General features: G+C 57.9%; 10 protein-coding genes. 2 read left to right on the forward strand and 8 right to left on the reverse strand.

Annotated elements, in window-relative coordinates; translation table 11 throughout:
* Positions 1-37 precede the first annotated feature (37 nt).
* Entirely contained in the window at positions 38-6,253 is a 6,216-nt protein-coding gene (locus FKCLFG_RS13615) for a peroxidase family protein (RefSeq protein WP_472613613.1), read from the forward strand.
* 792 nt (positions 6,254-7,045) lie between these two features.
* Here FKCLFG_RS13615 and FKCLFG_RS13620 read toward each other — a convergent pair.
* Positions 7,046-7,666, reverse strand: a complete 621-nt coding sequence (locus tag FKCLFG_RS13620; protein ID WP_472613614.1) for an SCO family protein — start codon at positions 7,664-7,666, stop codon at positions 7,046-7,048.
* Between the two features lie 64 nt (positions 7,667-7,730).
* Positions 7,731-9,452: a multicopper oxidase family protein gene (locus tag FKCLFG_RS13625; RefSeq protein ID WP_472613615.1), complete on the reverse strand. Its 1,722-nt coding sequence runs from the start codon at positions 9,450-9,452 to the stop codon at positions 7,731-7,733.
* Positions 9,453-10,111: 659 nt separating this feature from the next.
* Here FKCLFG_RS13625 and FKCLFG_RS13630 point away from each other — a divergent pair.
* Positions 10,112-17,011, forward strand: coding sequence for a peroxidase family protein (locus tag FKCLFG_RS13630; RefSeq protein WP_472613616.1), 6,900 nt, complete (start codon positions 10,112-10,114; stop codon positions 17,009-17,011).
* Between the two features lie 227 nt (positions 17,012-17,238).
* Here FKCLFG_RS13630 and glmM read toward each other — a convergent pair whose 3' ends face one another.
* From glmM to pgaA, 6 genes are all read right to left on the reverse strand, one after another.
* On the reverse strand, positions 17,239-18,576 hold the full coding sequence (gene glmM, locus FKCLFG_RS13635) for a phosphoglucosamine mutase (protein ID WP_472613617.1): 1,338 nt from the start codon (positions 18,574-18,576) through the stop codon (positions 17,239-17,241).
* A gap of 124 nt (positions 18,577-18,700) precedes the next feature.
* Positions 18,701-19,849, reverse strand: a complete 1,149-nt coding sequence (locus FKCLFG_RS13640; RefSeq protein WP_472613618.1) for a glycoside hydrolase family 10-like protein — start codon at positions 19,847-19,849, stop codon at positions 18,701-18,703.
* Positions 19,850-19,854: 5 nt separating this feature from the next.
* Complete coding sequence (locus tag FKCLFG_RS13645) at positions 19,855-20,331, reverse strand: hypothetical protein (RefSeq protein ID WP_472613619.1); 477 nt, start codon at positions 20,329-20,331, stop codon at positions 19,855-19,857.
* A gap of 110 nt (positions 20,332-20,441) precedes the next feature.
* Positions 20,442-21,704, reverse strand: coding sequence for a poly-beta-1,6-N-acetyl-D-glucosamine synthase (gene pgaC, locus FKCLFG_RS13650; RefSeq protein WP_472613620.1), 1,263 nt, complete (start codon positions 21,702-21,704; stop codon positions 20,442-20,444).
* A 5-nt stretch (positions 21,705-21,709) separates the two neighbouring features.
* Positions 21,710-23,485 (reverse strand): poly-beta-1,6-N-acetyl-D-glucosamine N-deacetylase PgaB, encoded by a 1,776-nt coding sequence (pgaB, locus tag FKCLFG_RS13655; RefSeq protein WP_472613621.1) that lies wholly within the window; start codon positions 23,483-23,485, stop codon positions 21,710-21,712.
* On the reverse strand, positions 23,485-25,626 hold the full coding sequence (pgaA, locus tag FKCLFG_RS13660) for a poly-beta-1,6 N-acetyl-D-glucosamine export porin PgaA (protein ID WP_472613622.1): 2,142 nt from the start codon (positions 25,624-25,626) through the stop codon (positions 23,485-23,487). The genes pgaB and pgaA overlap by 1 nt, the downstream gene beginning before the upstream one ends.
* Positions 25,627-26,160: the final 534 nt, after the last annotated feature.

Here is a 26,160-nt window from a genome sequence, read left to right on the forward strand (position 1 = left end):
TGCCGCAACTTTTAATCGACACTCTGGAGCAATCAACATGACCACCCCACAATACAATTTCACCGTCAACCAGGCTGATCTCGCATTCATCCTCAAGCAAATCGTTGTTGCAGAGCGAGAAGTGGCGGGCGAAACGCTGCAACAGATTATCGGCCCGAACGCCGCAATCCTGCCGATGGGCTTGCGCCATGTCGATGGCAGCAACAACAATCTGCTGCCGGGCGGCGCGCTGATCGGCGCCGCCGATCAAATCCTGCCGCGCATGGTGCCCGCCAGTTTTCTGAATGACGCCGACGGCGACACGATGCCTCTGGGCCCTCCGGGATCAGGCGCGCCCACGATTACCAACAACAACTACGGCGCACCAGGCAGCGTTGCCGATGCCGACCCGCGCACCATCAGCAACCTGATCGTCGATCAAACCGACCGCAACCCGGCGGCCATTGCAGCCTGGTATGCGAACCCGTTGGCGATCGCCGCCTACCAGGATGCCCACGGTGGCGCGTCGCCGAACCCGCTGACCTATACACCGACCAACACGGAACTTTCGATCATTGCCAACCAGTCACCGGATATCGGCCTGTCGCCGCAATTCAATGGCTGGATGACTTTTTTCGGGCAATTTTTCGACCACGGCCTCGACCTGATCACTAAAGGCGGCAACGGCACGGTGTATATCCCGCTGCAACCTGACGATCCGCTGTATGTGGCGGGCGGCCCCAACTTCATGGCTCTGTCGCGCAGCACTCCCTTCGCCAACCCGGCGACAGGTCTGCTCACCGAGACCGTCAATACGACAACGCCGTGGGTCGATCAGAACCAGACTTACACTTCGGCTGCCTCGCACCAGGTGTTTCTGCGGGAATACGCGTTTTCGGTCGACTCGAACGGCGATGGCATTCCGGATTCACACGCGGTGTCGACTGGCAAAATGCAAGATGGCGCCCATGGCGGCATCGCCAACTGGGCCGAAACCAAAGCCCAGGCGCTCAAAATGCTCGGCATCATCCTGACGGATGCCGATGTCCTTGACGTGCCATTGTTGCGCACAGACGCATACGGCAAATTCATTCCCGGCGAGCACGGCTTCGCACAAATAGCGACTCCCCTCGGATTTGTCGAAGGCACTGCTGCCGGCCTGGTCATTCCGGCCAACGCTTACCACACCGGCCATGCGTTTCTTAACGACATTGCCCATCACGCGGTGCCGGGGTTCATTGACCACGACCACAATCCCACAACGCCTGCGATTGCATTAACGCCGGATACGGACAGCGGTGTCGCAGATGACAACGACCCCCTGACTTACGACGATGAGATGCTGAACGCGCACTTCATCACCGGCGATGGCCGCGGCAACGAAAACATCGGCCTGACCACCGTTCACACCATCTTCCACTCCGAACACAACCGCCTGGTCGACGCCAACAAGGCAACGATTCTGGCTGCCGCGGCCTCGGGCAATCCAGCCGATCTGGCCTTTCTCAATGAGTGGCTGCTGACCGATGTGACGGCCCCGCCGGCGTCCGGCGCTGCTCTCAATTGGGACGGCGAGCGCCTGTTCCAGGCCGCCAAGCTGGTCACCGAGATGGAGTACCAGCATCTGGTATTTGAAGAATTCGCGCGCAAGGTCCAGCCCGCCGTCAATCCGTTCGTTTTTACCAATACGCCCGACATCAATCCGGCGATCGTCGCCGAGTTTGCCCATACGGTCTACCGTTTCGGGCATTCGATGCTGACCGACACGGTATCGCGCCTCGACATCAATATGACGCAGAACGACATCTCGCTCTTCGATGCGTTCCTGAATCCGCAGGCGTTCACGGCCAGCGGCTTGACAGTCGAGGCGGCGGCGGGCGCGATTATCCGCGGCATGACCAGGCAGGCAGGCAACGAAATCGATGAGTTTGTGGTCGACGACCTGCGCAACCGTTTGGTGGGGCTGCCGCTCGACCTTGCCGCACTCAACCTCGCCCGTGGTCGTGAAGCTGGAATCCCGGCCTTTAATGTGGTGCGGGCAGAATTCTACGATCAAACAAACAATATTGACCTGAAGCCCTACGACAATTGGCTGGCTTATGCGCAGAATCTGAAGAATCCGCTTTCGATCGTCAACTTCATTGCCGCCTATGGCACCCACGACACCATCACGGCCGAAGTCACGGTCGCGGGCAAACGCCACGCAGCGGAAATGCTGGTGCTGGGCGGCACCGGCGCACCCACGGACCGGCTCGATTTCCTCAACCACACCGGCACCTGGAGCACGCACGAGACCGGCCTGAACCTGGTCGACCTCTGGATCGGCGGCCTGGCCGAGAAGAAGACTGAGTTCGGCGGCATGCTGGGCTCCACCTTCAACTTCGTCTTCGAGACGCAGATGGAGAATCTGCAGAACGGTGACCGCCTGTACTATCTGAGCCGGCTGCAAGGCACGAACATGCTCAACGAACTTGAGCCAAACACCTTCGCCGCGCTGGTGATGCGCAACACCGATCTGGGTACTGTGGGCTCGTCGCATGTTAGCGGCACGCTGTTCGATACACCCGACCTTATCCTGGAGCTCAACCAGTCGGTGCAGCTCGGCTCCGATCCAACCCAGAACAGCGCGATTCTGCAGGCGATCGATCCGAAGGTGACGCGCGTAAATCCCGGTGCGGACGTAAATGGCGATGGCCACGCAGATGGCGGCTACCTGCGCTTCGCCGGCGGCGAGCATGTAACGCTGGGCGGCACCGCCGGCAACGATACGCTGATCGGTGACCGCGGCATCGACACGCTCTGGGGTGACGGCGGCGATGACTACCTGAATGCCGGGACCGAATCCGACCAGGTTTTCGGCGGCGACGGCGACGATATTATTCAAGATCCTTTCGGTGATAATTTTCTGCGCGGAGATGAAGGCAACGACGTCATTACCACCGGCGCAGGGTTCAACACCGTCTTCGGCGGCGGCGGCCAGGATTTCATCTCCATCGGTCAGGATGCAGCGGAGGTATTTGCCGGCAGGGGCAACGACTTCATCCGCGGCGGCATCGGGGCAGACGGACTGATGGGCAATGAGGGCGATGACTGGATCGAAGGCGGCGACGGCTTCGACAGTCTTTCTGGCGAAAACTCAGACCTGTTCTTTAATTCGCCGATCATCGGCCACGACGTGCTCAACGGCCAGGGCAACGATACCGATTACGACGGCGAGTCCGGCGACGACATCATGTTCGAAGGCCCAGGCATTCAGCGCAACAACGGCATGCTGGGTTTCGATTGGGGCATCCACAAGTCGGACCCGAATGGCGCGAATTCCGATTTGGCCCTCGGTGTATTGGCTAACGGCATAGTTACTCCTCCATTTGCGACCCAGCAAGACCTGACGCTGCGCGACCGGTTCGACTCGGTCGAAGGTTTGTCGGGATGGAAATTCGATGATGTGCTGTACGGGAGCAACGTTCCTCTCGGTGCGGTAGGCGCTGGCGGCGCAGAAGTCGTCGGCGGCACCATCTTCGACAGCGCACTGTTGCAGTCAGGCGTTGACCGCATCGCCGGGCTGCAGGCTGTGATCGGCGGAACGCACCTGGCCGACCCGAACGCGGTCGTCCTGGACACCCACCTGGGCGCCAACATCCTGTTGGGCGGCGGCGGCAGCGACACCATTACCGGCAGAGGCGGCAACGACATCATTGATGGCGACGCCTGGCTGAACGTGCGGATCAGCGTGCGCAGCGCCGATGATCACAATCACGAATTGTTCAGCGTCGACAGCATGACCGAAATCCAGGCCCGGATGCTAACCCGTGAAATCAATCCCGGCCAGCTCGAAATTGTGCGCGAAATCCTGCAGTCCACAACTGCTGCTACCGATGTGGACACCGCGGTGTACAGCGGCAATCGGGCCGAATACACGCTATTGCATAACACGGACGGATCGCTGACGGTCACCCATACGCCTGTGGTGGTGGCTGGTGGGGTTTTGATTGATGATGGCATCGATACCATCCGCAACATTGAGTTTCTGAAGTTCGCTGATCAAACTCTGCTGATTGTGAACCGTGCGGCGACCGGGGCGGCAGTGATCAGCGATGCGACCCCGACTGAAGGGCAAGCGCTCACGCTCAACACCACCTCGATTGCCGATTTGAACGGACTGGGAGCATTTTCCTACCAGTGGCAGTCTTCGGCCAACGGCACGACCTGGGCCAACATCGCCGGCGCGACTGCAGCGTCCTTCACGCCGGATGACAATCCTCTGACATCCTTCGGCGACCAGGCCGGTCTCCAGCTGCGCGCGGTCGTGAGCTTCACAGACGGCGGCGGCAATCCCGAAATCATCACTTCCGCAGCCACCGGTCCGGTGGGCGTGGATTGGGATGGCATCCCCTTCGTCAACAACACCTTCAACGGCACTGCGGGCGACGATATTGCCGACGGCGTCAGTCCGATCATCATCGGCGGCAATGACACTCTGAATGGCAATGCCGGCAACGACATCCTGAGGGGGAGCGGCGGCGCCGACACGTTGAACGGCGGCGCGGGCAACGATACGCTGGACGGCGGCGCGGGCAACGACGTCGCAGTCTTCGCCACCGCAGTCGGCAACTACAGCTTCGAGAGCAGCGGCACCAACATCCTCGTCACCGCTGATGTGGGAACCGAAGGCACCGACACCATCAGCACCGTCGAAACGCTACGCTTCAACGGCGTCAACTACGCGGTGGTCGCGGGCAGCACGGCAGCCAATACCAATTTGAATGGGCTCAATGGCGCTGCTGGCTCACAGGCCGTCTTCGGCTTTGCCGGCAACGACACGCTCAATGGCGGGGCCGGAAACGACATCGTCCACGGCGGCGACGGCGACGATACGATCACCCAGACCGGCAGCACCGGCGGGCGTGACATCGTCAATGGCGGGGCGGGTATCGACACCTATCGGCTCAACGGAGATGCAACTACCGAAACCTTCACGATCTACTCCCGGGCTAATGCGCTGGCGGCGATCGCGGGTCTTGCGCTCAGCGCCAACACCGAGATCGTGGTCGCCCGTAACGGCGCGGTGATTGCGGAACTCGACAACATCGAGGAAATCATCGTCAACACCCTGGGCGTGACGACCCCGGGCGGCGCGGGCGGTGGCGTGAGTGGCGGCGACACCGTCGTGGTGAGCGGCAACTTCGCCGGCACCAGCCTCAACTTCAACACCATCACGGTCAATGGCAGCCAAAGCACCGATACCGTCGACATCTCTGCTCTCACGTCGGAGCATCGCATAGTCTTCAATACCGACGGCGGCAACGACACCGTTATCGGAACGCTGCGTCCTCAGGACGTGATCAACCTGACGGTCACGGGCCCGACTGATGTTTTCCATGGCGGCGCCGGCAACGACACCCTCAATGGCAGCGCCGGCAACGACATCCTTGATGGCCGCGCAGGCGCCGACACCATGGCCGGCGGCGCTGGCGACGATACCTATATCGTCGACAACAGCGGCGACCGGGTCACCGAACTCGGCGGCAGGGGCAACGACACGGTGGAGACCACGCTGTCAAGCTACACACTGGGCGCCAATCTTGAGAACCTCACCTACATCGGCAGCGCGAACTTCACCGGCACCGGCAACACGCTGGCGAATACGCTCAATGGCGGCGCAGGCAACGACAATCTCAGCGGCGGCGGCGGCAACGACATCCTTTACGGCGGAACAGGTGCCGACACCATGGCAGGCGGCGCAGGCGACGATCTGTATTTCGTCGACAACGCGGGCGACATCATCAGCGAGCTTTTGGGTGGCGGCACCGACACCGTGCAGACCACAATGTCGAGTTATATTTTAGGTGTGAATGTCGAGAACGCAACGTTCACCGGAACCGGCGGCTTCACCGGAACCGGCAACGCGGGCGCCAACGTGCTGACCGGCGGCAACGGAGCGGATTCCCTGTCCGGAGGCGACAATGCCGATCGGCTGATCGGCGGCGAGGGCAACGACTCCATGAATGGCGGCGCTGGCAATGACACCTTCGGGTTCGCGGCGCTGTTTGGCAATGATTCCATCCAGGGATTCGATGCCAATCCGGCGGGCGGCGGGCAGGACAAGCTCGATATTTCCGCAATCGGGATCAATGCCGGCAATTTCGGCGCACAGGTTGTCATCAGCGACGTCGGCCTCGACACCCTGGTGCAAATCGGAGGCGACTCGATCCTGCTGCTCGGGATCGACGATGCCACCACCGTTACCGTGACCGATTTTCTGCTCGCGGCGTAACAAGCAAGCCGGCCAGAGCGCTCTGGCCGGCAACTGAAGTTGCTGTCGGTTTAACTGAAAGACAGAAGGCCGCGCCCAAGTTGGGTGCGGCCTTTTTTATTGGGGAAAAATAAGGAGTACTGCCATTTTTATTGTATTTTTCGCATATATAAATTGCGATAAAAAAACATACTCCATTTAATACTTGAAGGCGCGCTGCATTTTTTTCGTGCGTTGTGGACCAGGCTCTTCCCCATCAGGTGCTTGCAATTGGACTGTTTGTGGAACACTCAGGCAAATTCGCATACCGAAATATTTCCCGTGCCGTCATCAGGATTCTGTACCCCAGTGGCGCCATTAACAGCGCTGCGGTGAGCCATAAAAATGGCGACGCAGCCCGATTATCAAGTCAGGTAATTATTCAGCCCGCTATGGGAAAAGTCCAACTGAAGCAGTTTCTGTAGACACTCTGTTCAAACTCAGGCTTTTTCACGTTGAACAACAGCAGCGTAGGTGCGAATTTATTCGCACTTTTAACGATTCCATGCGAGCTGATGCGAATAAATTCGCACCTACAGACAAATGGCATCCCAATGTGCGCACCCGGACGCGACCACCAAACCACGCCACGGCAGTTTTGATTGATACGCGAATGAACAATTACATTAAACAGAATAAATTCAGGAGTATGTTAAAAAATACGGTGTTTAACGCGTACATATAAAGAAATACTTAAATATACAGCCAATAGTATATAAAAAGGCGAAAGGCATTTGACATGTCTCCCGCCTTTTAATTGCCCGCTCCAAAACGTCAGGCTGCGCCCAGGATGGTGCTGACGATCTGCCCGGTCGAACTGAGCGCCGGCACCATGCACCAGCGGTCGGCTGCCACCTTGCCGATCCGGACCATCCCCGTATGCCGCGAAATATCGGCGTCGGCGGTCGGGTCGCTGTCATAAAAACCAAGCTTCCTGCGGATGTTTTCCATCTCCGCCGGCTTGCCGGTCAAGAAGGTCCAGCCAGGCTGGATGTCATATTGTTTGACATAGGCGCGCAACGCCTCCGGCGTATCGAACTGCGGGCGCAACGACAGCGAGTACATGAAGATGTCTTTGCCAACCCGCCCGCCCAGCGCCTGCTGCACGCTTTTCATGTTGGCGGTATTGGCCGGACAAATCCCGCTGCAACTGGTGTACATCATGTTGATGACGACGAACTTGCCTTTCAGCAGGTCGTCGTAAAACCGCACGCTCTTGCCGTCATGGGTTTGCAGAATCGCGTTTGAAAAATAAGCGGCGTTGCGGGCGGCGGGCGCCGATGCCAGCGTGCGTCCTCCGGCAAAAGACAGCGCGGGCAGCGCAGCCAGGCTGCCCGCGGCCGCCCTCAGAAACATGCGCTTGGTATTTGGCTTGTTATCTAGTGTGTTGTTCATGATGGATTTCTTCCCTAATGAATGATCGGGCGCCGATTGGACGGTGCGGGCGATAGCCTTGTTTTCACGGCACGATATCCCAGCGGATCATCATCGCGTGGTCTTCGTGGATCAGGTTGTGGCAATGCATCATGTATTTGCCCAGGTAATCCCGGAAGCGCAGGAAAATACGCAGTTCTTCACCGTTACCGACGGAATAGACGTCCTTGCGCCCGCGTTCATGCGGCGGCGGCGCGACGCCGTTGCGGGTCAGGATGCGGCCTTCCTCGAAATGAATGTGGATCGGGTGCGTCCAATCGCCTTTTACCCTCAGCACCCAAATCTCCGCGGTGCCTCTTTTCGGCATGGCGCTGGCCTTGGTGACGTCGAACAGTTTGCCGTTGACCGTCCAGCCGCCATTGTTCCGATCGAACTCCCACACCCGGGTGGTCACCACTTCCTTCAAATCAATCGGAGGCAGCTCGCGCAGTTTGAAGGGAACCCGGCTGTTGTCGGCAGCCAGTTCGCCGACGTCGAAGCGCAGGATTTGCGTGCCAGGATTGAGTATCTTGCCGGTGGGGCCGCGGCCGTTCACTTGCTCCAGCTTGTTGACAAGGTATAGCGTGCTGCCAGCCGGGTACTTTGAGAAATCGATCACGATGTCGGCGCGCTCGGCCACGCCTAGCCGGACTTTCGACATCAGCAGCGGCGCCGGCAGCAAATTGCCATCGTTGGCAATGTAAGTAAACATCTGGTCCGCGCCCTTGTAGGTCAAATAGAACTCGTAGAACCGGGACGGGCCGCCATCGAGCAGACGGAAACGGTATTTACGGCGCTCGACCGGAAAGTACGGCTGGATCTTGCCGTTGACGCAAAACTTGTCGCCCAGGATGCCATCCGTATTGAACTGGTCGAACGCCAGGTAGCCGCCGGAATCGAACTGCTTGTCCTGGAACACCAGCGGTATGTCGTACTTGCCGATCCCGCTCGGCAAGCGCAGTGCGCTCGGATTGGTGTCATTTTCATTGCCTGAGTCGATTTCATCGAAGATCAGGTAAAAACCGGTCAGTCCCTTGTAGACATTTTGCGCAGTAAAGTCGATGCGATGGTCGTGGTACCAGAGCGTGCCCAGCGCTTCGCGCGGATCGCCGTCGGTGCCGTGATTTTGATCGTAACCGGCCCGGCAGTTCGAATAAAGATGGTCCTTGTATTTGCCGGGCGCGGTCATCGTCGGGCCGTACTTGGTTTCGCTGTAGTAGTCGCCGGTGAAGCCGTCGCTCTCGGAGCCGCAATGCAAATTATGCAGATGCGTTGATATTTCCGGCGAACCGAAGCCGACGTGATTGGCTGGCAGGTCGTTGTAGATGCGCACGGTGATCGGTTCGCCGTAGCGGGCTTCGAAGGTCGGCCCGGGAAGCATGCCATCGTAGCCCCAGATCGATTGGGTCGGCAGCTCGCGATGGAATTGGTGCTGTGCCGGCTTCACATGCATCTCGTAGAATTTTGTTGGCACGAAGTCGCTCCAGCGCTGATGGTTCGGCCTGCCGCATTCTCCGCTGGCAGGAGCAACCGTCGGGCTCGGGGAAAGTCCTGAGACCGGGCGCTTCGGGGTATATACCGGAAGCAGTTCGACAAAGGGCGTGGTATACGGGCTCGGCGGTGGCAGCGGAGCGGCCGGTGGGACCACGACTTGCGAATACGCGTTGCCGACCTTCGCTGCGATTACCACGCCGGCGGTCGCTGCTGCGCCCGCAATCAGCATTTCTCTACGTGCCATTTTTTTGCCTACGCCATCTTCGCTTGCCATGATTTCTACCCCTTGAATTTTGTTTTATTGGTTGTTTAATGCTCGCGCTGCATGAAACTCTTCACTGCTTAATTTTGCATTACTGACGCCATCGCTCCGGCGCCCTGACGAGGGCTGTGATTCAGGAGCAGCTCTTGCAACGTCGCCCTGGATGGCACTGGCGTCGTCGGGAAAATGGTATTGGGAAAACAGGTATTGAAATGTGCGAAATGTGCGATATGCAGAGGCAAAGCGGCTCTGCGCCGAGCTTTACGCCCGGCCCGCGATTGGACTTGAACATGATGCGGCTCCCCTTCTCATACGCGATCAAACCTTTTGACGCGCCGATTTTATGATTCTATTTCTGCGGCTGCATGGTTTGATCAAACATAAAATTAAATTGCTTTTCTGTCATGTAGTGTACGTTTCAGGACCGGCTTAGGTTTGATAAATCGCACATCCGGCCAGCACAAATTTCATTCGGTTGCGATTTATCAAGCATCGGGTTGTGCCGCTGCGTCCGCGCGGGAACTCTCCTACGCCGGCGGATCAGGATGGCGCGAATGCACCGGCCGCAATCAGGAATTTTCAACATGGCATGTTTTTGCTTTTGGTCAAGGTAGCTATCAGGAAATACATTATTGTCAATTGCCTAATAAACAACTTTAAAGGGAAATATCATGGCAACTTTCAATAGATCGGACCTCGATTTCATCCTGACCCAAATCAAGATGGCTGAAGCGGGACAACCTCCAGTGAACGTGCATCTCGCATTCGGGCTGCGCCAGGTAGATGGCCAGAACAACAACCTGGTGCCCGGCCAAGGCGATTTTGGAGCCGCCGACCAGGCATTTACGCGCGTGGCCGATCCGCTATTTCAGAGCGCCGGAACCACCCCGGCGGGCTTTGGCCCGCCCGCACAGACTTCATACGCACAGACGAGCGGTCTGGTATTCGATTCACAGCCGCGCACGATCAGTAATTTGATCTCCGACCAGAGCGCGAACAATGCCGCTGCCGTCGAAGCCGCCGCGAAAGCCAGCGATGCTCTGGGAATCGGCTATCAGCACCAATACAATCCCGCGACCCCGCCCGGCACGGATGGCACCAACCTGTTCATCAACAATGTCACGCCCGATAATGGGCTGTCGGCACCGTTCAACTCCTGGATGACCTTCTTCGGCCAGTTCTTCGACCATGGGCTGGACCTGGTCACCAAGGGCGGCAGCGGCACGGTATTCATCCCGCTGCTGCCGGACGACCCGCTCTATGTTCCCGGCGGCCAGACCAATTTCATGGTCCTGACGCGCGCCACCAACCAGCCGGGCGCGGACGGCATACTCGGCACGGCAGATGACATTCATGACGGCGCCAACACCATCACGCCGTTTGTGGACCAGAGCCAGACCTACTCCTCGCATCCGTCGCACCAGGTATTTCTGCGCGAGTACATTGCCGGCATCGACGGCCATCTGCACGCCACCGGAAGGATGCTCGACCATATCGCCGCCGATGGCAGCCATCACATGCCAACCTGGGCCGATGTCAAGGCTAACGCCCTCAAGCTTGGCATCCGGCTCACTGATGCGGATGTCGGCGATGTGCCGCTGCTGGCGACCGATGCCTATGGCAATTTCATTCCCAACCCGGTCACGGGTATGGCCCAGCTCGTCGTCAAAGGGCCCGACGGCATTGCTGGCACCGCCGACGACCGGTTGGTGTCCGGCTCCCCGAGCGCGCCTGTCGGCACGGACGCCGCAGTGCGCACCGGACACGCCTTCCTCAACGATATCGCGCATAACGCGGTGCCGGTCTTCAACGCAAGCGGCGTCCTGGTCCCGGACGCCGACGTCGCCACCCCGGACAATCCCGCCGCCGGGAACGCCGTGCCTGTCAACCCCTTGACAGGAGCCAACCTGGCATACGACAACGAGCTGCTGGACGCGCACTATATCGCCGGCGACGGCCGCGTCAACGAGAATATCGGCCTCACCGCTGTCCACGAAATATTTCACTCCGAGCACAACCGGCTGCTCGAACAGACCAAGTCGCTGGTCCGCGCCGAACTGGCGAACGGCGATTCGGCGTTCGCGACCGATTGGGTACTCGCGGGCGCCAACCTGGCCGATGGCATCCAGGACAATGAATGGAACGGCGAGCGCCTGTTCCAGGTCGCCAAGTTCGGCACCGAGACCCAGTACCAGCACTTGGTATTTGAAGAATTCGCCCGCAAGATCGCGCCGACCATCCACCTGTTTGGCAACACCGACATTCATCTCGATCCGGCGATCACCGCCGAGTTCGCGCACGCGGTGTATCGCTTCGGCCACTCGATGCTGGACGAGAATGTCAACCGTTATGAGATCGGCCCGGACGGCACCCCGGTCATCGATCCGCTGACCGGGCATCCCAAGCTCAACGCGATCGGCCTGATCGACGCCTTCACCAATCCGCTCGCCTACGCCAGGGAAGGCGCTAACGCCGCCGGCGAAATCGTGCTCGGATCGGTTAACCAGGTCGGCAATGAAATCGACGAATTCGTCACCGGCGCGCTGCGTAACAATCTGCTCGGCTTGCCGCTCGACCTGGCCGCGCTGAACATCGCGCGCGGCCGCGAAACCGGCGTGCCGCCGATCAACCTGCTGCGCAACGAGTTGTACAGCCAGACCCATGACACGTCGTTGAAGCCGTATGAAAGCTGGGATGAATTCGGCCAGTACCTGAAACATCCGGGTTCGCTGGTCAACTTCGTCGCCGCCTACGGCACCCATTCGAGCATCACCGGTGCTGAGAAACTGGTCGACAAGCGCGCCGCCGCGCTCGCTCTGGTGGAACACAGCGTAATCGGCAGCACCGGTTTCGACATGGATGCCTACAATTTCATCCACAGCAAAGCCGCCTATGCGAATAACACCGCAGATAGCCACGCGATCCATACCGCGAACGGCTCCATACCAGTCTGGAGCACCGGTTCGGTCACCGGCCTCGACAATGTCGACCTATGGATCGGCGGCCTGGCCGAGAAGCAGAACCTGTTCGGCGGCCTGCTGGGATCGACCTTCAACTTCATCTTCGAGACCCAACTGGAAAACCTGCAGGATGCCGACCGCCTGTACTACCTGCCGCGCATCGAAGGCACGCACTGGGGAACCGAGATCGAAGCGAACTCGTTCGCCGAGATGATCATGCACAACACCGGCACCCACCACCTGAGCGCGAGCATTTTCCTGACGCCGGAATATACAGTGGAAGCCGGCACCATCAACAAAAACGATCCATCGACCTGGCTGCACAATCCTGAGACCGGCAAACTCCTGGTCGAGGTGACGAACGACGGCACAATCCATTTCATCGGCGACGACAATTTCCTGGGCAACACCATTGTGCTGGGCGGCACCAGCGGCGATGACAAGCTGCTGGCCGGAAATGCCGACGATGACACGGTCTGGGGCGACGGCGGCAACGACACCATCGATGGCGGCAACGGCAATGATTTTCTGTTTGGCGGCGATGGCAATGACATCATTACCGATACCGCCGGCAACGACACCATCCACGGCGACGCTGGCGACGACATCATTGATGCCGGCATCGGCGACGATATCGTGTTCGGCGGCGACGGCAACGACTTCATCAATGGTGGCCTGGGGATCGACGCAATTTCGGGCGGCCTGGGCAACGACATCATCCGCGGCGGCGAGGACGACGACGAATTGGTCGGCAACGAAGGCGACGACTGGATCGAGGGTGGCCTCGGCGGAGACCTGATGGTCGGCGACAGCGGCGCGCCAACCGGCCAGGTGCCTCTGTTCGGCGGCAACGACGTCCTGAACGGGGGCGGCGGCGGCGACCGCATGCAGGGCTTTTCCGGCGATGACATCATGCTGGGCGAAGGCGGCTTCGACAGGTTCGAAGGCCGTCTGGGCTTCGACTGGGCATCGTATGAAAGCGCCCAGCAAGGCGTCAGCGTCGACATGAATCGCAAGGAGTTCATCGCCAATCCGAATACGCCAGCGGGAGACGCGATCCGGGATGTGTTCATTGAAACCGAAGCCGTCAGCGGCTCGGCGCACAACGATTTCTTGCAAGGCACGAACAATGCGATAGCGGACGCCTTCAACACGCTAACCAACGTCAACCTGATCTCGGGCCTGGACACGTTTTTCGCTCCGGGGCCGGTGAACTTCTCGGATGGCAACATAATGCTGGGCGGCGCCGGCAGCGACATGATCGAGGGCCGCGGCGGCAACGACATCATCGACGGCGATGCCGCGCTGCATGTCAGCCTGAGCGCGTATGCGCCCGGCGGCCAGATCATCCGGGAGATCAGGAACGACGGCCAGGCCGGCGATGTCGACACCGCTATTTACTCGGACGTGATGGCCAACTACATCATCGAGTTTCCGGATGATCAGGGCTTCTTTACCGTCAACCATATCTTGGGTACCGGCGCGATCGGTATCGACGGGGTCGACAAGGTTCGCAACATCGAGCGTCTGCAATTTTCCGATGGCATGATCGCGCTTCCCGGCGCAGCCAACGAGGTGCCGACCGGCGAGATTGTCATCTCCGGCGACACCAACCTGGCGACTCCAATTGTCGATCCCGTTATTGGAAGAGTGCTCACCGCCGATGTGACCACGCTGGCCGATGCCAACGGCATTGTAGGACCGCTGAAATACCAGTGGCAGCAGCAGGACCTGGCGCGCCTGGAATGGGTGCCGATCGCTGGCGCCACCAGCGCATCCTTCACGCCGGCCGATTTCCAGAAGGGCCAGCCGCTCCGGGTGCAGGTCAGTTTCGTCGACGGTCTGGGCTTCACGGAACGCATGCAATCCGTGGCGACCTCGGTCGTCACCCTGCCGCCGCTGGTAAACACCGCGCCCATCGTGGTGGTGCAGCAAGCGTTGACCGGCCTGCCTGACACCTCGGCCAAGTCCGGCGTACCAATCAACTTGTTCCTGCCGCTGACTACCGTGTTTGCCGACGACCAGACGCCGGCTAACCAGCTGATTTATGCGGCAAAACTGGCGAATGGCGCGACGCTCGATTCCATCGGGCTGCACTTCACGTTGCTAACCGATGCCAATGGCGTGACCGGCGGCCTGATCACCGGCACGCCGCCCGACAATTTCCTCGGCGCTATCGATGTACGTGTTTCCGCGACCGATGCCGGCCCCGGCACGCCGCTCACCGTCACCGACGACTTCCTGATCAATGTGCTGCCCAATATCATCAACGGCACCGATGCCTCCGAGACCATCAACGGCACCGAGGGCGTCGACCGAATTTTCGGCTGGGGCGGCAACGACATCATCAATGCGCTCGGGGCCAATGATTACCTCGATGGCGGCACTGGCGACGACACGCTTAACGGCGGCGCTGGCGCTGACACCATGCTTGGCGGCGCCGGCAACGACACCTATATCGTCGACAACGCCGGCGACGTGGTCACCGAATTGGCTGGCGGCGGAGCCGACACGGTGCAGACCACGCTGGCGAGTTATGCGCTGGGGGCCGAGCTGGAAAACCTGAGCTTCACCGGCACCGGCAATTTCGCCGGCACCGGCAACCTGCTCAACAATGTCCTTAAAGGCGGCGCTGGAGACGACACGCTTAACGGCGGCGCTGGCGCTGATACCATGTTTGGCGGCGCCGGCAACGACACCTATATCGTCGACAACGCCGGCGACGTGGTAACCGAATTGGCTGGCGGCGGAGTCGACACGGTGCAGACCACGCTGGCGAGTTATACGCTGGGGGCCGAGCTGGAAAACCTGAGCTTCACCGGTACCGGCAATTTCGCCGGCACCGGCAACCTGCTCAACAATGTCCTTAAAGGCGGCGCAGGCAACGACATTCTCGATGGCGGGGCAGGAGCCGACAGCTCGATCGACACCGCGCTGTATTCCGATGTACTGGCTAGCTATGACATCAAGCACAATCCCGACGGCACCTGGACCGTGGCACACCTGCGCGGCGCCGCGACCGACGGCACCGACACGATCCGCAACATTGAACATGTGCAGTTCGCCGACCAGGTGCTGAATTTGGTCAACCACGCTCCCACCGGCGCACCAGCGATCAGCGATACCTCGCCCACCGAAGGCCAGCAGCTGACGGCTTCGATCGGATCAATCGTGGACCTCGACGGGGTGGTGGGAGCGACGCTCACCTACCGGTGGCAATCGGGCAATGGCGTGAATTTCACGGACATTGCCGGCGCAACGGGCCCAAGCTTCACGCCGACCAAGTTGCTGGTCGGCACCCAACTGCGCGTTATTGCCAACTACACCGACACATTTGGAGCGCACGAGGAAGTCATCTCCGCCCCCACTACCGGCGTCGGCGGCCTGTTCATCGGCACCAATCTGGCCAACACGCTCAACGGCACGCAGTTTGACGACGATCTGCGGGGACTCAATGGCAATGACATTCTTAACGGCAGCGCGGGCAACGACCTGCTGGACGGCGGCGACGGCAATGACACGCTCAATGGTGGCACGGGCGCCGATACCATGCTCGGCGGCGCCGGCAACGACACCTATATCGTCGATGACGCGGGAGATATCGTGACCGAACTCGCAGGCGCAGGCATCGACACCGTGCAAACCACACTGGCGAGTTATACGCTGAGCGACAATGTGGAAAACCTGAGCTTCACCGGTACCGGCAATTTCGCCGGCACCGGCAACGCGCTGGCGAATACACTCAACGGTGGCGCAGGCAACGACATCCTCAATGGCGGCGGAGGCGCCGACACGATGGCAGGCGGCGCTGGCGATGATACCTATATCGTCGACAACAGCGGCGTCCTGATCACCGAACTCGGAAGCAGGGGCACCGACACGGTGGAGACCACGCTGTCAAGCTATACACTGGGCTCCAATCTTGAGAACCTAAGCTTCACCGGCACCGGCAATTTCGCCGGCACCGGCAACACGCTGGCGAATACCCTCAATGGCGGCGCAGGCAACGACAGCCTCAGCGGCGGCGGCGGCAACGACATCCTTAACGGCGGCGCAGGTGCCGACACCATGGACGGCGGCGCAGGCAACGATCTGTATTTCGTCGACAACGCGGGCGACATCATCAACGAGCTTTTGGGTGGCGGCACCGACACCGTGCAGACCACAATGTCGAGTTACTTGCTGGGCTTGAATGTCGAGAACGTGACGTTCACCGGAACCGGCGGCTTTACCGGAACCGGCAATGCGATCGCCAACGTGCTGACCGGCGGCAGCGGAGCGGATTCTCTGTTCGGAGGCGACAATGCCGATCGGCTGATCGGCGGCGGCGGCAACGACTTCATGAATGGCGACGCTGGCAATGACACCTTCGGGTTCGCGGCGCTGTTTGGCCACGATTCCATCCAGGGATTCGATGCCAATCCGGCGGGCGGCGGCCAGGACAAGCTCGACATTTCCGCGCTCGGGATCAATGCCGGCAATTTCGGCGCACAGGTTGTCATCAGTGGTGCCGGCCTCGACACCCTGGTGCAGATCGGAGGCGACTCGATCCTGCTCTTGGGAATCGACCATGCCACCGTTACCGTGACCGATTTCCTGCTCGCGGCGTAACAGGCAAGCCGGCCAGAACGCTCTGGCCGGCGCTGCGCCCTGTTTATCAAATCAGAGTAAATTATGGAGTATATTAAAAAACACTGCATTTTCCACATATACATTATGCGGCGCTTAAATATACAGTTATGAGTATAAAAAAAGCGAAAGACATTTTAATGTCTTTCGCTTTTTTTACCTCCAATTGAACGATAGCTGCTTCGAAAACGGGTATCTGCGTCGCAGGTTTACGCAGCGATCTTATCGGCAATGCGGCGTGCCATGCTGGCGGCATTCTCGGCGCTCTTCGCTTCGACCATCACGCGAATCAGGGGCTCGGTGCCGGACGTGCGGATCAGCACGCGGCCACTGTCGCCTAATTCGCGCTCGACTTGCTCCTTCTCGCTGACCATGGCCGGATTCTGTTGCCAGTCAAATCCAGACGCCACTTTCAGGTTGATCAGCGTTTGCGGGTACAGCACCAGGTCGCTGGTGCATTGCGCCAGCGTTTTGCCGCTGCGCTTTAGCGCGGACAATACTTGCAGCGCCGAGACGATGCCGTCGCCCGTGGTGTGCTTGTCCAGACATAACAAGTGGCCCGAACCTTCGCCGCCAAGAATCCAGCCGCGCTCTTTCATCACTTCCAGCACGTAGCGGTCGCCCACTTTGGCGCGCGCGAAGCCGATGCCCATTTGCTTGAACGCCACTTCCAGCGCCATGTTGGTCATCAGGGTGCCAACCGCGCCCGGCACCGGGCCGGTCGCCAGGCGGTCCATCACCATCACGTACAGCAATTCGTCGCCGTTATAAAGACGGCCTGTGGCGTCGCACATGATGAGGCGATCGGCGTCACCGTCAAGGGCGATGCCCAAGTCCGCTCCGTGGGCGCGCACCGCAGCCGACATCGCAGCCGGGGCCGTAGCGCCGAAACCGGCGTTGATGTTGAAGCCATCCGGCTTGTTGCCGATAGCGATCACCTCGGCGCCCAATTCGTGAAAGACGTGCGGCGCGATGTTGTAGGCTGCGCCGTGGGCGCAATCGACTATGATTTTCAGGCCGCGCAGATCGAGTTCGTTCGGAAATGTGCTTTTGCAAAATTCGATGTAGCGGCCCTGTGCATCGTCCAGGCGCTGGGCGCGGCCCAGTTTGTCCGACGCCACGCAGTGCATCGGCAAGTCCAGCGCCCACTCAATTTCTTGCTCGATGGCATCAGGCAATTTGCTGCCATGACGCGAAAAAAACTTGATGCCGTTGTCCTGATACGGGTTGTGCGAGGCGGAAATGACCACCCCGGCCGTCAGGCGCAGCGCCTTGGTCAGGTAGGCGATAGCCGGCGTCGGCATCGGCCCCGCCAGCATGACGTCCACGCCCGCCGCCGACAACCCCGCCTGCAGCGCCGCTTCGAGCATGTAACCGGAGATGCGCGTGTCTTTGCCGATCAGTACCGTCGGTTTAACCGAAGCGCTCTGGGCCTTGGCCAATACCTTGCCCGCGGCGTAGCCCAGACGCATCACGAAGTCGGGAGTGATCGGCGCTTCACCCACCAAACCCCGCACACCATCCGTTCCAAAATATTTACGTGCCATGTTTTTCCTTGGTTAGTTATGTCTGGGGCGCTTCCTGCAATATTTACAATATTTGCAATACTTGCGCGCATCGACTGCATCAGCACCGCCACGCCACATGCGTGGCAAGTTGCGAATGCAGTATTTATCGTTTTATAGCCGCGGCCCGATGTATTTTTACGATGCGCTCAATTTCCTTGGGTTGCCAGTACACCGCTGAGAACCATGCGATAGAGCCGACTTCTGGAAAATTTTTCTGAATGTTCGACAAAATTCCAACATTCTGTGCAAACGTGCCGGTGCCGTCGAGCGTCGGTTTGATCTCCGTATTGCGGGTTCGCTTGCGTGCAATATCCGGCATTAATTTTGTAGTGACCCAGCTGCTGGGAAAATCCCAATCCCTGAAATAGGCCATAGGCAGCACCTCGTCAAAATCCTTGCTGAATAGCGCAAGATCCTGTCCAACCTCGGAAAACTCCGGCGGCAGCACGAACGCCGTCAGGCTCACATTCGAGCGGATCGCCTTGACGGCCTGCCGGACCTCTCGCGTATAAGCGCTGATTTTTTGGGCGCGCCATACCTGCCAGCGGTCGGAAGCGTCAGAAGGTCTGGAAAAATCCAGCAGCATCGGATCAAGGCCGATTTCTTTTTGCGCTAGCTGGCGGGTGTAGGCCCCGACATCCATATTCACATCATCAAAGCGCAGCCAGTCCAGCGAAATGCCGTCGACCTTGTATTTCTTCACGATTTCGACGATCAAACTCAACTGGTAGGCCTGCACCGCCGGATCGATCGGATTGACGAAATATTCGACGTTATTTTTTCCTTTGAATACTTGGCTGACACCGTTTTCATTCGCCGTCATCTGCCAGCCAGGATGCGCGCGAATCGCCGCCTGATCGTGAAACTGCGGCAGCCATGCGTACACTTTAATGCCGCGTTTGTGCGCTTCCGCAATCGACGCGGCCAGTGCATCGAATTTCTCGTAACCCGCGGCGATCGGTGCAATTGCGCTGGCGTAATAGACTTCGCCGGATGGACGCTCGTCATCCTCGTCCTGTTTCACATTGACATGCACGACAGTAACGCGCGCGCTTTTTGCCCGCTCGAAAAAAGCAGCGACGTCTTGGCGCGTCGTGAAATTATTGATCGTTCTGACAATCAGTTCGATGCGCAAGGGCACGGCGACTGTAGAGACAGTCTGGGCGCCTTCCTTGGCCGTAGCGACCGGGATCAAGGAAGGCGTCGCACAGAGCGTCAATATGCTTGCGCACAGGAATTGCCGCAGTTTCATCATTTTTACGCAGCCAATTTTTGTGAATCCGGGTCCGAGTACGCGCAACGCACATCGGTCACAGCACCTGAGAGTGTGTGAAAAACCATCACTTGTTTTTCTTTCCGCATTGCGCTGAGCAGAACGCAGTCGAGATCAAAATGTTGGGCCATATCCTCCACTGTCAGCGCAACGCTGCTGGTGCGGCGGCGCGGCGGAGCCAGCAACAGGCCTAAAATTGACCAGAACAAGACTCCGCACATCAAAAGGCCGACCAGGCTCACATACGTACTTGAAATATGAAAATCTGCCAACATCGCATTGAAAAAAACTTCCTGCGCGGCATACCAGTTAATAAAAGACATTTTTATGTTGCCCCACTCGGCGCCGTTCGCCACCGAGATATGAAAATCTGCCAACAGCGCATTGAAAAAAACTTGCTGCGCGGCATACCAGTTAATAAAAGACATTTTTATGTTGCCCCACTCGGTGCCGTTCGCCACCGAGACCAGGACTGCGGCCCACATCGTCCAGCACAGCAGGAATAACGCCCCATCGCGCGCGCGGATGAGCGGTTTTTTTGAAGTATCTAAATTGATAATGAATTGTGATTTCATGGTTTAAATCCTCTGTCTGGGCTGGTCCATACTGCCCGTTGGCCATTTTTCTTGAATAACGCTTTTGGGAATCCGACAAATGTTGCGCAGGTAATCATGATCCAGTACAAAAACGGGTACCAAATAATCCAAAGGTAAATTTTCCATAATTTTTTTTCGTAACGGCTATCGAGATAAAACCCTATGGCAAATTGTGTGAGACAGATCAACACCAAAATGAAAAAGGTATTTTTTGACGAAAAAAGAAGCGACCAGTGCGGCAAGGCGCTCCCATGTCCCGTCAGCAGCATGATCAGGACTGCCAGTGCAAGGAACGCGGTGGTGTATACCCAGGTCAAACTGACCCCTAGTTCGAGCAATACCGGCCACATGTGACGCTGATTCCAATGCGCGAATACATTTAGGTTGCGAAGAAAAACTTCTGATCCGCCCTGCGCCCAACGCAGACGCTGCTTCCACAGTCCGGATAAAGTCTCTGGCATCAGAATCCAGCATTTTGCGTTCGGCTCAAACCGTACTTCCCATCCCGCCCGTTGCAGCTTCCACGTGACATCGACATCTTCCGTAATCATGTCGGTAGTCCAGAAATTTACATCCGCCAGCGCAGTCTTTCGAAATGCCGCCACCACGCCGGAGACTGAAAAAATATTGCCGTAAATCCGTTGCGCGCGCTTGATGATGCCGACGATGCTGGAGAACTCCCCTACCTGGATTTTTCCCAGCAACGTGGAGCGGTTGCGAATGCGCGGATTGCCCGTGACGGCGCCGACATGCGAGTAGGCAAAATGCGACATCATCCAGGTGCATGCATGGATATCCAGCAGCGCATCGCCGTCGATGCAGACCAGGTATTCATTGGCCGACAACAGCGCCCCCATGCGCAAGCCCATGGCCTTGCCCTGATTTGCCGCCAGATGCACAACCCTCAGCTTCGGATGCAGGGCGGACAATTGATCCAGCAGCTCACCTGTGTTGTCTGTGCTGCCGTCATTGATCGCAATGATCTCAAACGATGGATAGTCTTGCTGCAGCAGCCATCCGACCGTCTCCTGGACATTGTCGCCTTCGTTATGGCAGGGCAGCAAAATGGAAATCGGCGGATAGTGCGCAAGCGTGATGCTGGCTGGCTGCTTGCGTTCCCACTTGAAGTAATAAAGCAGCGCGCCGGCCAGCCAAACGTGGGTCATCACCAGCGGATAAAAGAATACGAAGCTCGACGCGACTTGCAGCACGGCTGAATGTTGCAGATAGTTCTCCATTTTGGCTATTTTCCGAGTAATACAAGCGGGTTGTTGTTTAGGGAGACGGCTTTTCGTACCAGGTCAAGCTTCACGGGGTCGTCCAGAAAATCATCGCTGTCGAGCAAAAAATCAGCGATGCCGCGATGTTGGAAAAAACGCATTTTTGTAACTATGTTTTCCAGGTCTTTGATGCTTGCGCCTTTTACGGGAAACGTCAGGATATGAACCTGGTCGGGCGTCAGATCGCGCACGAATGCCTCAAGCTCGGCGGGAGCGGCGTTGACGGGCATGGCGATGGTGAGCGGAACATCGATCCCATCCGGCGTGGCAGATGTGGTTTTCCCTTTAATGTTGCCCGGCGCGACGGCGCCGTCCCCGGTGTAATACAGCGTAGGCGTCGGGTAGTAGTTCATGCGTTTTAACAGCGCGGCGTTAAAGCCGAGTTGCGCGGCGTCGGTTCGCGTGCCATCGAACATCAATCCTTGCAACTTCGTATTCAGGCCCAACTCGCCATAGAGCTTGAGCAGATTCTCGCGGTCCCGCGCATTTGAAAAATCCAGCCGATGCAGCGCGCCGTTTTCTTCCCGTGCAAATTTCGACGAGTCGATCCGTATGAATACGTCAACCGCCAATCGGGTGCGCAGCTGCCAGGCAACCCGATTGAGAAAATCGGAGCGCATGGGCAAAATCGAGTTCGGAAAATAGGCTTCCCGGACCGTACCGTCCTGGGCCGGCGCCACGAATGCTTGCAACAGCACCTTGTTGATCCCGAGCCGCGCAATCTGATTCATGGCCCGGCCCAGATTCTCGTCCTGCTTGACCGGATCGATATCGTAAAGACGATCCAGACTCAGCCTGATCGCGCGGATCGGATCGCTACCCTTGGGCAAATGTCCGTGCTGAACCGTGTAGGAAAAGCTGCTGAGTGTCAGCTCCTCGCCCACCAAGGTGCGCGCCACCGCTTCCGTATCCACCGTCGAGGCCAGCCCGTCTGCCAAAGTGAAATTGATCGGCATGCCGGCGCGTGCGGCCTCCTCGGCCCCAATGCCGTCCATCGCGCCGTATGGCCAAACCATGATGCGCGGCGACTTCCCGGTGTGTTTTGCAATCAGCGCGGAATTTTTTTGCAAGTCTGCCCGTATCCGCAAACGAAGCTGCTGCGGCGTTTCATATTGCTGTTTTTCGGCATCGTATTGCAGGGTCACCGCGGCCGGCTGCGTGCTGTTTTGCGGGTTGGCGAGAATGCCATGATGCAGATCGTAGCTGTGCGAAGCCATTTCCACCAATCCGGAATCCGCCATTTCATTGACTTGCGCCCAAGTGACGAAGCGCTGCTTGGCAAAATAGGGGTCGGTTAAATTTTGATCTTCTGCAGACCGCTTCTCCTCCATCCATCGTCCTACCAGGCCGAACACTGCAGGAACCTTGTAGAGTTTCAATATCGGAAATGCGTTGATATAGAAATCTTCATAGCCGTCGTCCACGGTGAGCATGAAACTTAGCGCAGGCAGCGGCTTGCGCCCGGCTTTGGCCTCCAGCACATCATTCATGCTGATTCCTACGTAGCCGCGATCCCGTAGCCATGAAAGCTGTTCGGCAAGATTGGTTGCGCTGATCGCGTCAGGGTCGCCGTTATATTTGGCAGGCACCGAGTGATAACACAGCACCAAATACGGCTGCGGCTGCGCGGCGTTTGCATTGATGGACAAGCCGAGCAATAGCAGGCCGACGCTAATCAGGGCGCTGAATACTTGCCATGGATTGCGATTTTTGATTTGAGTGGAGATAAAATTTATCATTAGAATTTCCAGTTAAAGCTCAAGTTGGCCTCGGGGCCGGACGAAGCCACGCCGCTGTATAGCCGTCTGACGTATCCGGCACCGTAGCGCAGCGACAGCACGTCGCTCAGATTCACCTGCTGTTCGTAGTTGACGCTGCCTATCGTGCCGGTCGCAAAGCCTTCCTCGGCGTAACGGCCCACCGCCAGCACCAACTGCTGCCCGAACGAACGGGTATACCGTTGATAGTTGAACCACTCGCTGGTGTATGACAACTGCACGGAACGATCTTTTTTGGGATTGAAATAGGTGGCATTGGCAATGCTGTTGGTCGATCTGAAGAGATCGAGTCCAAGCGTGCCTTTATAAGAGGGTCCCTGGATCAGATTTGCCGTGCCGCCTAGCGATACAGAACGCCGGATATTCTGGTCTGACATATGCAGCTGAGAGTAGCCGGCCTGGACGGCTAATCGCTCACTGGCGCGATAGCTCGCAGCGATTTGGGCCTGCCGGCCCGAGATGCCGTCGAAACGCGCGCGCAACGGCACGTCAATGGGGTTCGAGTCCAAACCGCCGCTGAGTTGCCAATAGTCGTTCAAATCGAATCTGCCGTTCAACGCAATGCTGGTCTTCTTGTTGCGAAAAAATTCCTGCTGGACCTCGGCTTCCACTACGCCCACGCCTGCAATCGCATGTTCCACGCCGGCACCGAGGCGTCGGTAGTCGGCGGTGACATCATCGATGTTCGCGCGTTCGAAGTACTGATGGACAAATGGCCTGGTCTGAAACCCGATCGGTGCCCCCAGGACTTTGGTGTCGAAAATCAAACCCCGGCCACTGCCGACATTTTCCTTGCTGCGGGTGCTGCTGACCGACATCGTCAGTTCATTAAAATTGCGTACCTCCTGGACCCGCAGCAGGGTTTTAATATCAGAATCCTCCGGCGTGGCGACCTGCAATTGCGCCAGTCGCTCGCCCGCAGAACGATAGTCGCCGAGCACTGTGTCGGTCTCGACCAACGCAATATTGGTCTGACGTTCGTCCGGATCTTGTTGCGTGACCAGATCGAGTTCTTGTTTCGCACGGCGCGGCCAACCGCGCCACAAATATATTTTTCCGAGTGCCGCGTGCAGTTCCAAGCTCGATGGCGATTCTTCCTGCAACGCAAGAAAGTGGTTTTGCGCGACGTCTAGGCGATTTTCGTATGCACGTTCCCAGATTGCGGCGGATGTGGCGGCAAATTTTTCCGGCGGCAGCATCGGCTGCGCGACATAAGCATCGATGTGCTGTTGTGCTGCGGAGTAATCATTTTGCGCCATTAATGCATAAAACAGGCCGATATTGGCAGGCGCACTATTCGCCTCGGCAGCGATTGCGGCACGGTAGGCTTGCGCCGAAAGCTCAGGCTTTTTTTCCGCGAAATATGCCGATCCGGCGGCTTCATGCACGTACCCCGGGATCGCCAGTTTGTCGCTTTGCAGGGCCTCGTAGACAACGATCGCGTCGGCACTGCGTTGACGGTTGTTTAAGGCGCGCACCAGATCAAAGCGCGATCGCTCCGAATTTGGGTAGCGCTTCAGGTTTGCTTCGGCCAGTGTAATTGCCTTATCGCTGCTGGGGTATTGCCCGCCCGATTTTGCGTAATACACTTTTTCGCTCCATCGGATTGCGAGCGCGGTTTCATCTTCGTATAGACGTTGAACGATTTCTGCACTGATGTTCGGATACTGCCTGGCTTCGGCGAGCGCGCTGGTAGGCGAACCGAGCCGTGACAGTGCGAGCAACCGACCTTCGCGTGCCGTCCCATTTTCCGGTTCGAGCGCGAGGGCCTGATCATAGGCATTGAATGTCGCCACCAGATCGCCATGATCCCATTCGATCCTGCCGCGCGCCAAATGACCAGCGAGCAATTTCGGACTCGAACTTTGAATCGTCTTGATCATTGCAACCGCGTCCTCGTACTTGCCGGCTTTGGATAGAGCCAAGGCCGAGTCCGGAGTAGCGCTCATGGCTACCGGCATGACGGCGGTGGCAAGAACAGCGTTTTCGGCCGGCGGCGCAGTTGCATCCTGCATCGCGACAACAGGTGCCGCGTTTGCCGTGGACGTATTGTCAAAGGCAACGAGCGCCATCATTAAAAGTAATTTTGTCTTTTTTGTCATGATATTTTGGTTCGGCTGAACAATATGAACTTTCGTCTCGGAATGCGGTCATTAAGAATGATTGGGTGCACGTTCTCCAGCTCTATAGAGTTAGTGCGTGGCACGTCACGAGGTTTTCAACTTCGAGGCGTATTAAAAAATAATGCTCAATACAAATATATTCTTCAAGACGCATTGAGGAAGGTGTGTGCTTGAACTTTTCAAGCAACTATTCCTTCTGTCTTAGCCGCAATATTGCTACCGTTTAACGCTTCAGAGTTTGATTTTCCGCATGCAAATAATGAAAAAATGGCAACTTTTTTCATGTCGGATTTGATGGGCGATGACTGGCGGTGCATTTAAGCATCTTCGAGAAATGTCAGCCGCAGGATGGGGAGATTCGGAACGATTCGCTTGCCAGCCCTCAATGTTTAACCAGCACAACGCACTATTGGGCATCGCATTGCGACGATAGAATGCAAGCTGGAGGCAGATCAAAGGAATTTGAGAGGATGCAATAATTTAATTGTAAATTAACAATTAATTAGGGGGTAT

Source organism: Gelidimonas denitrificans, from assembly GCF_055694065.1.

Excerpts from the sequence above, each read along its gene's own strand:
- FKCLFG_RS13615 (WP_472613613.1), top strand. The coding sequence starts at position 38 with ATGACCACCCCACAATACAATTTCACCGTCAACCAGGCTGATCTCGCA.
- FKCLFG_RS13620 (WP_472613614.1), bottom strand. The coding sequence starts at position 7,666 with ATGAACAACACACTAGATAACAAGCCAAATACCAAGCGCATGTTTCTG.
- FKCLFG_RS13625 (WP_472613615.1), bottom strand. The coding sequence starts at position 9,452 with ATGGCAAGCGAAGATGGCGTAGGCAAAAAAATGGCACGTAGAGAAATG.
- FKCLFG_RS13630 (WP_472613616.1), top strand. The coding sequence starts at position 10,112 with ATGGCAACTTTCAATAGATCGGACCTCGATTTCATCCTGACCCAAATC.
- glmM (WP_472613617.1), bottom strand. The coding sequence starts at position 18,576 with ATGGCACGTAAATATTTTGGAACGGATGGTGTGCGGGGTTTGGTGGGT.
- FKCLFG_RS13640 (WP_472613618.1), bottom strand. The coding sequence starts at position 19,849 with ATGAAACTGCGGCAATTCCTGTGCGCAAGCATATTGACGCTCTGTGCG.
- pgaC (WP_472613620.1), bottom strand. The coding sequence starts at position 21,704 with ATGGAGAACTATCTGCAACATTCAGCCGTGCTGCAAGTCGCGTCGAGC.
- pgaB (WP_472613621.1), bottom strand. The coding sequence starts at position 23,485 with ATGATAAATTTTATCTCCACTCAAATCAAAAATCGCAATCCATGGCAA.
- pgaA (WP_472613622.1), bottom strand. The coding sequence starts at position 25,626 with ATGACAAAAAAGACAAAATTACTTTTAATGATGGCGCTCGTTGCCTTT.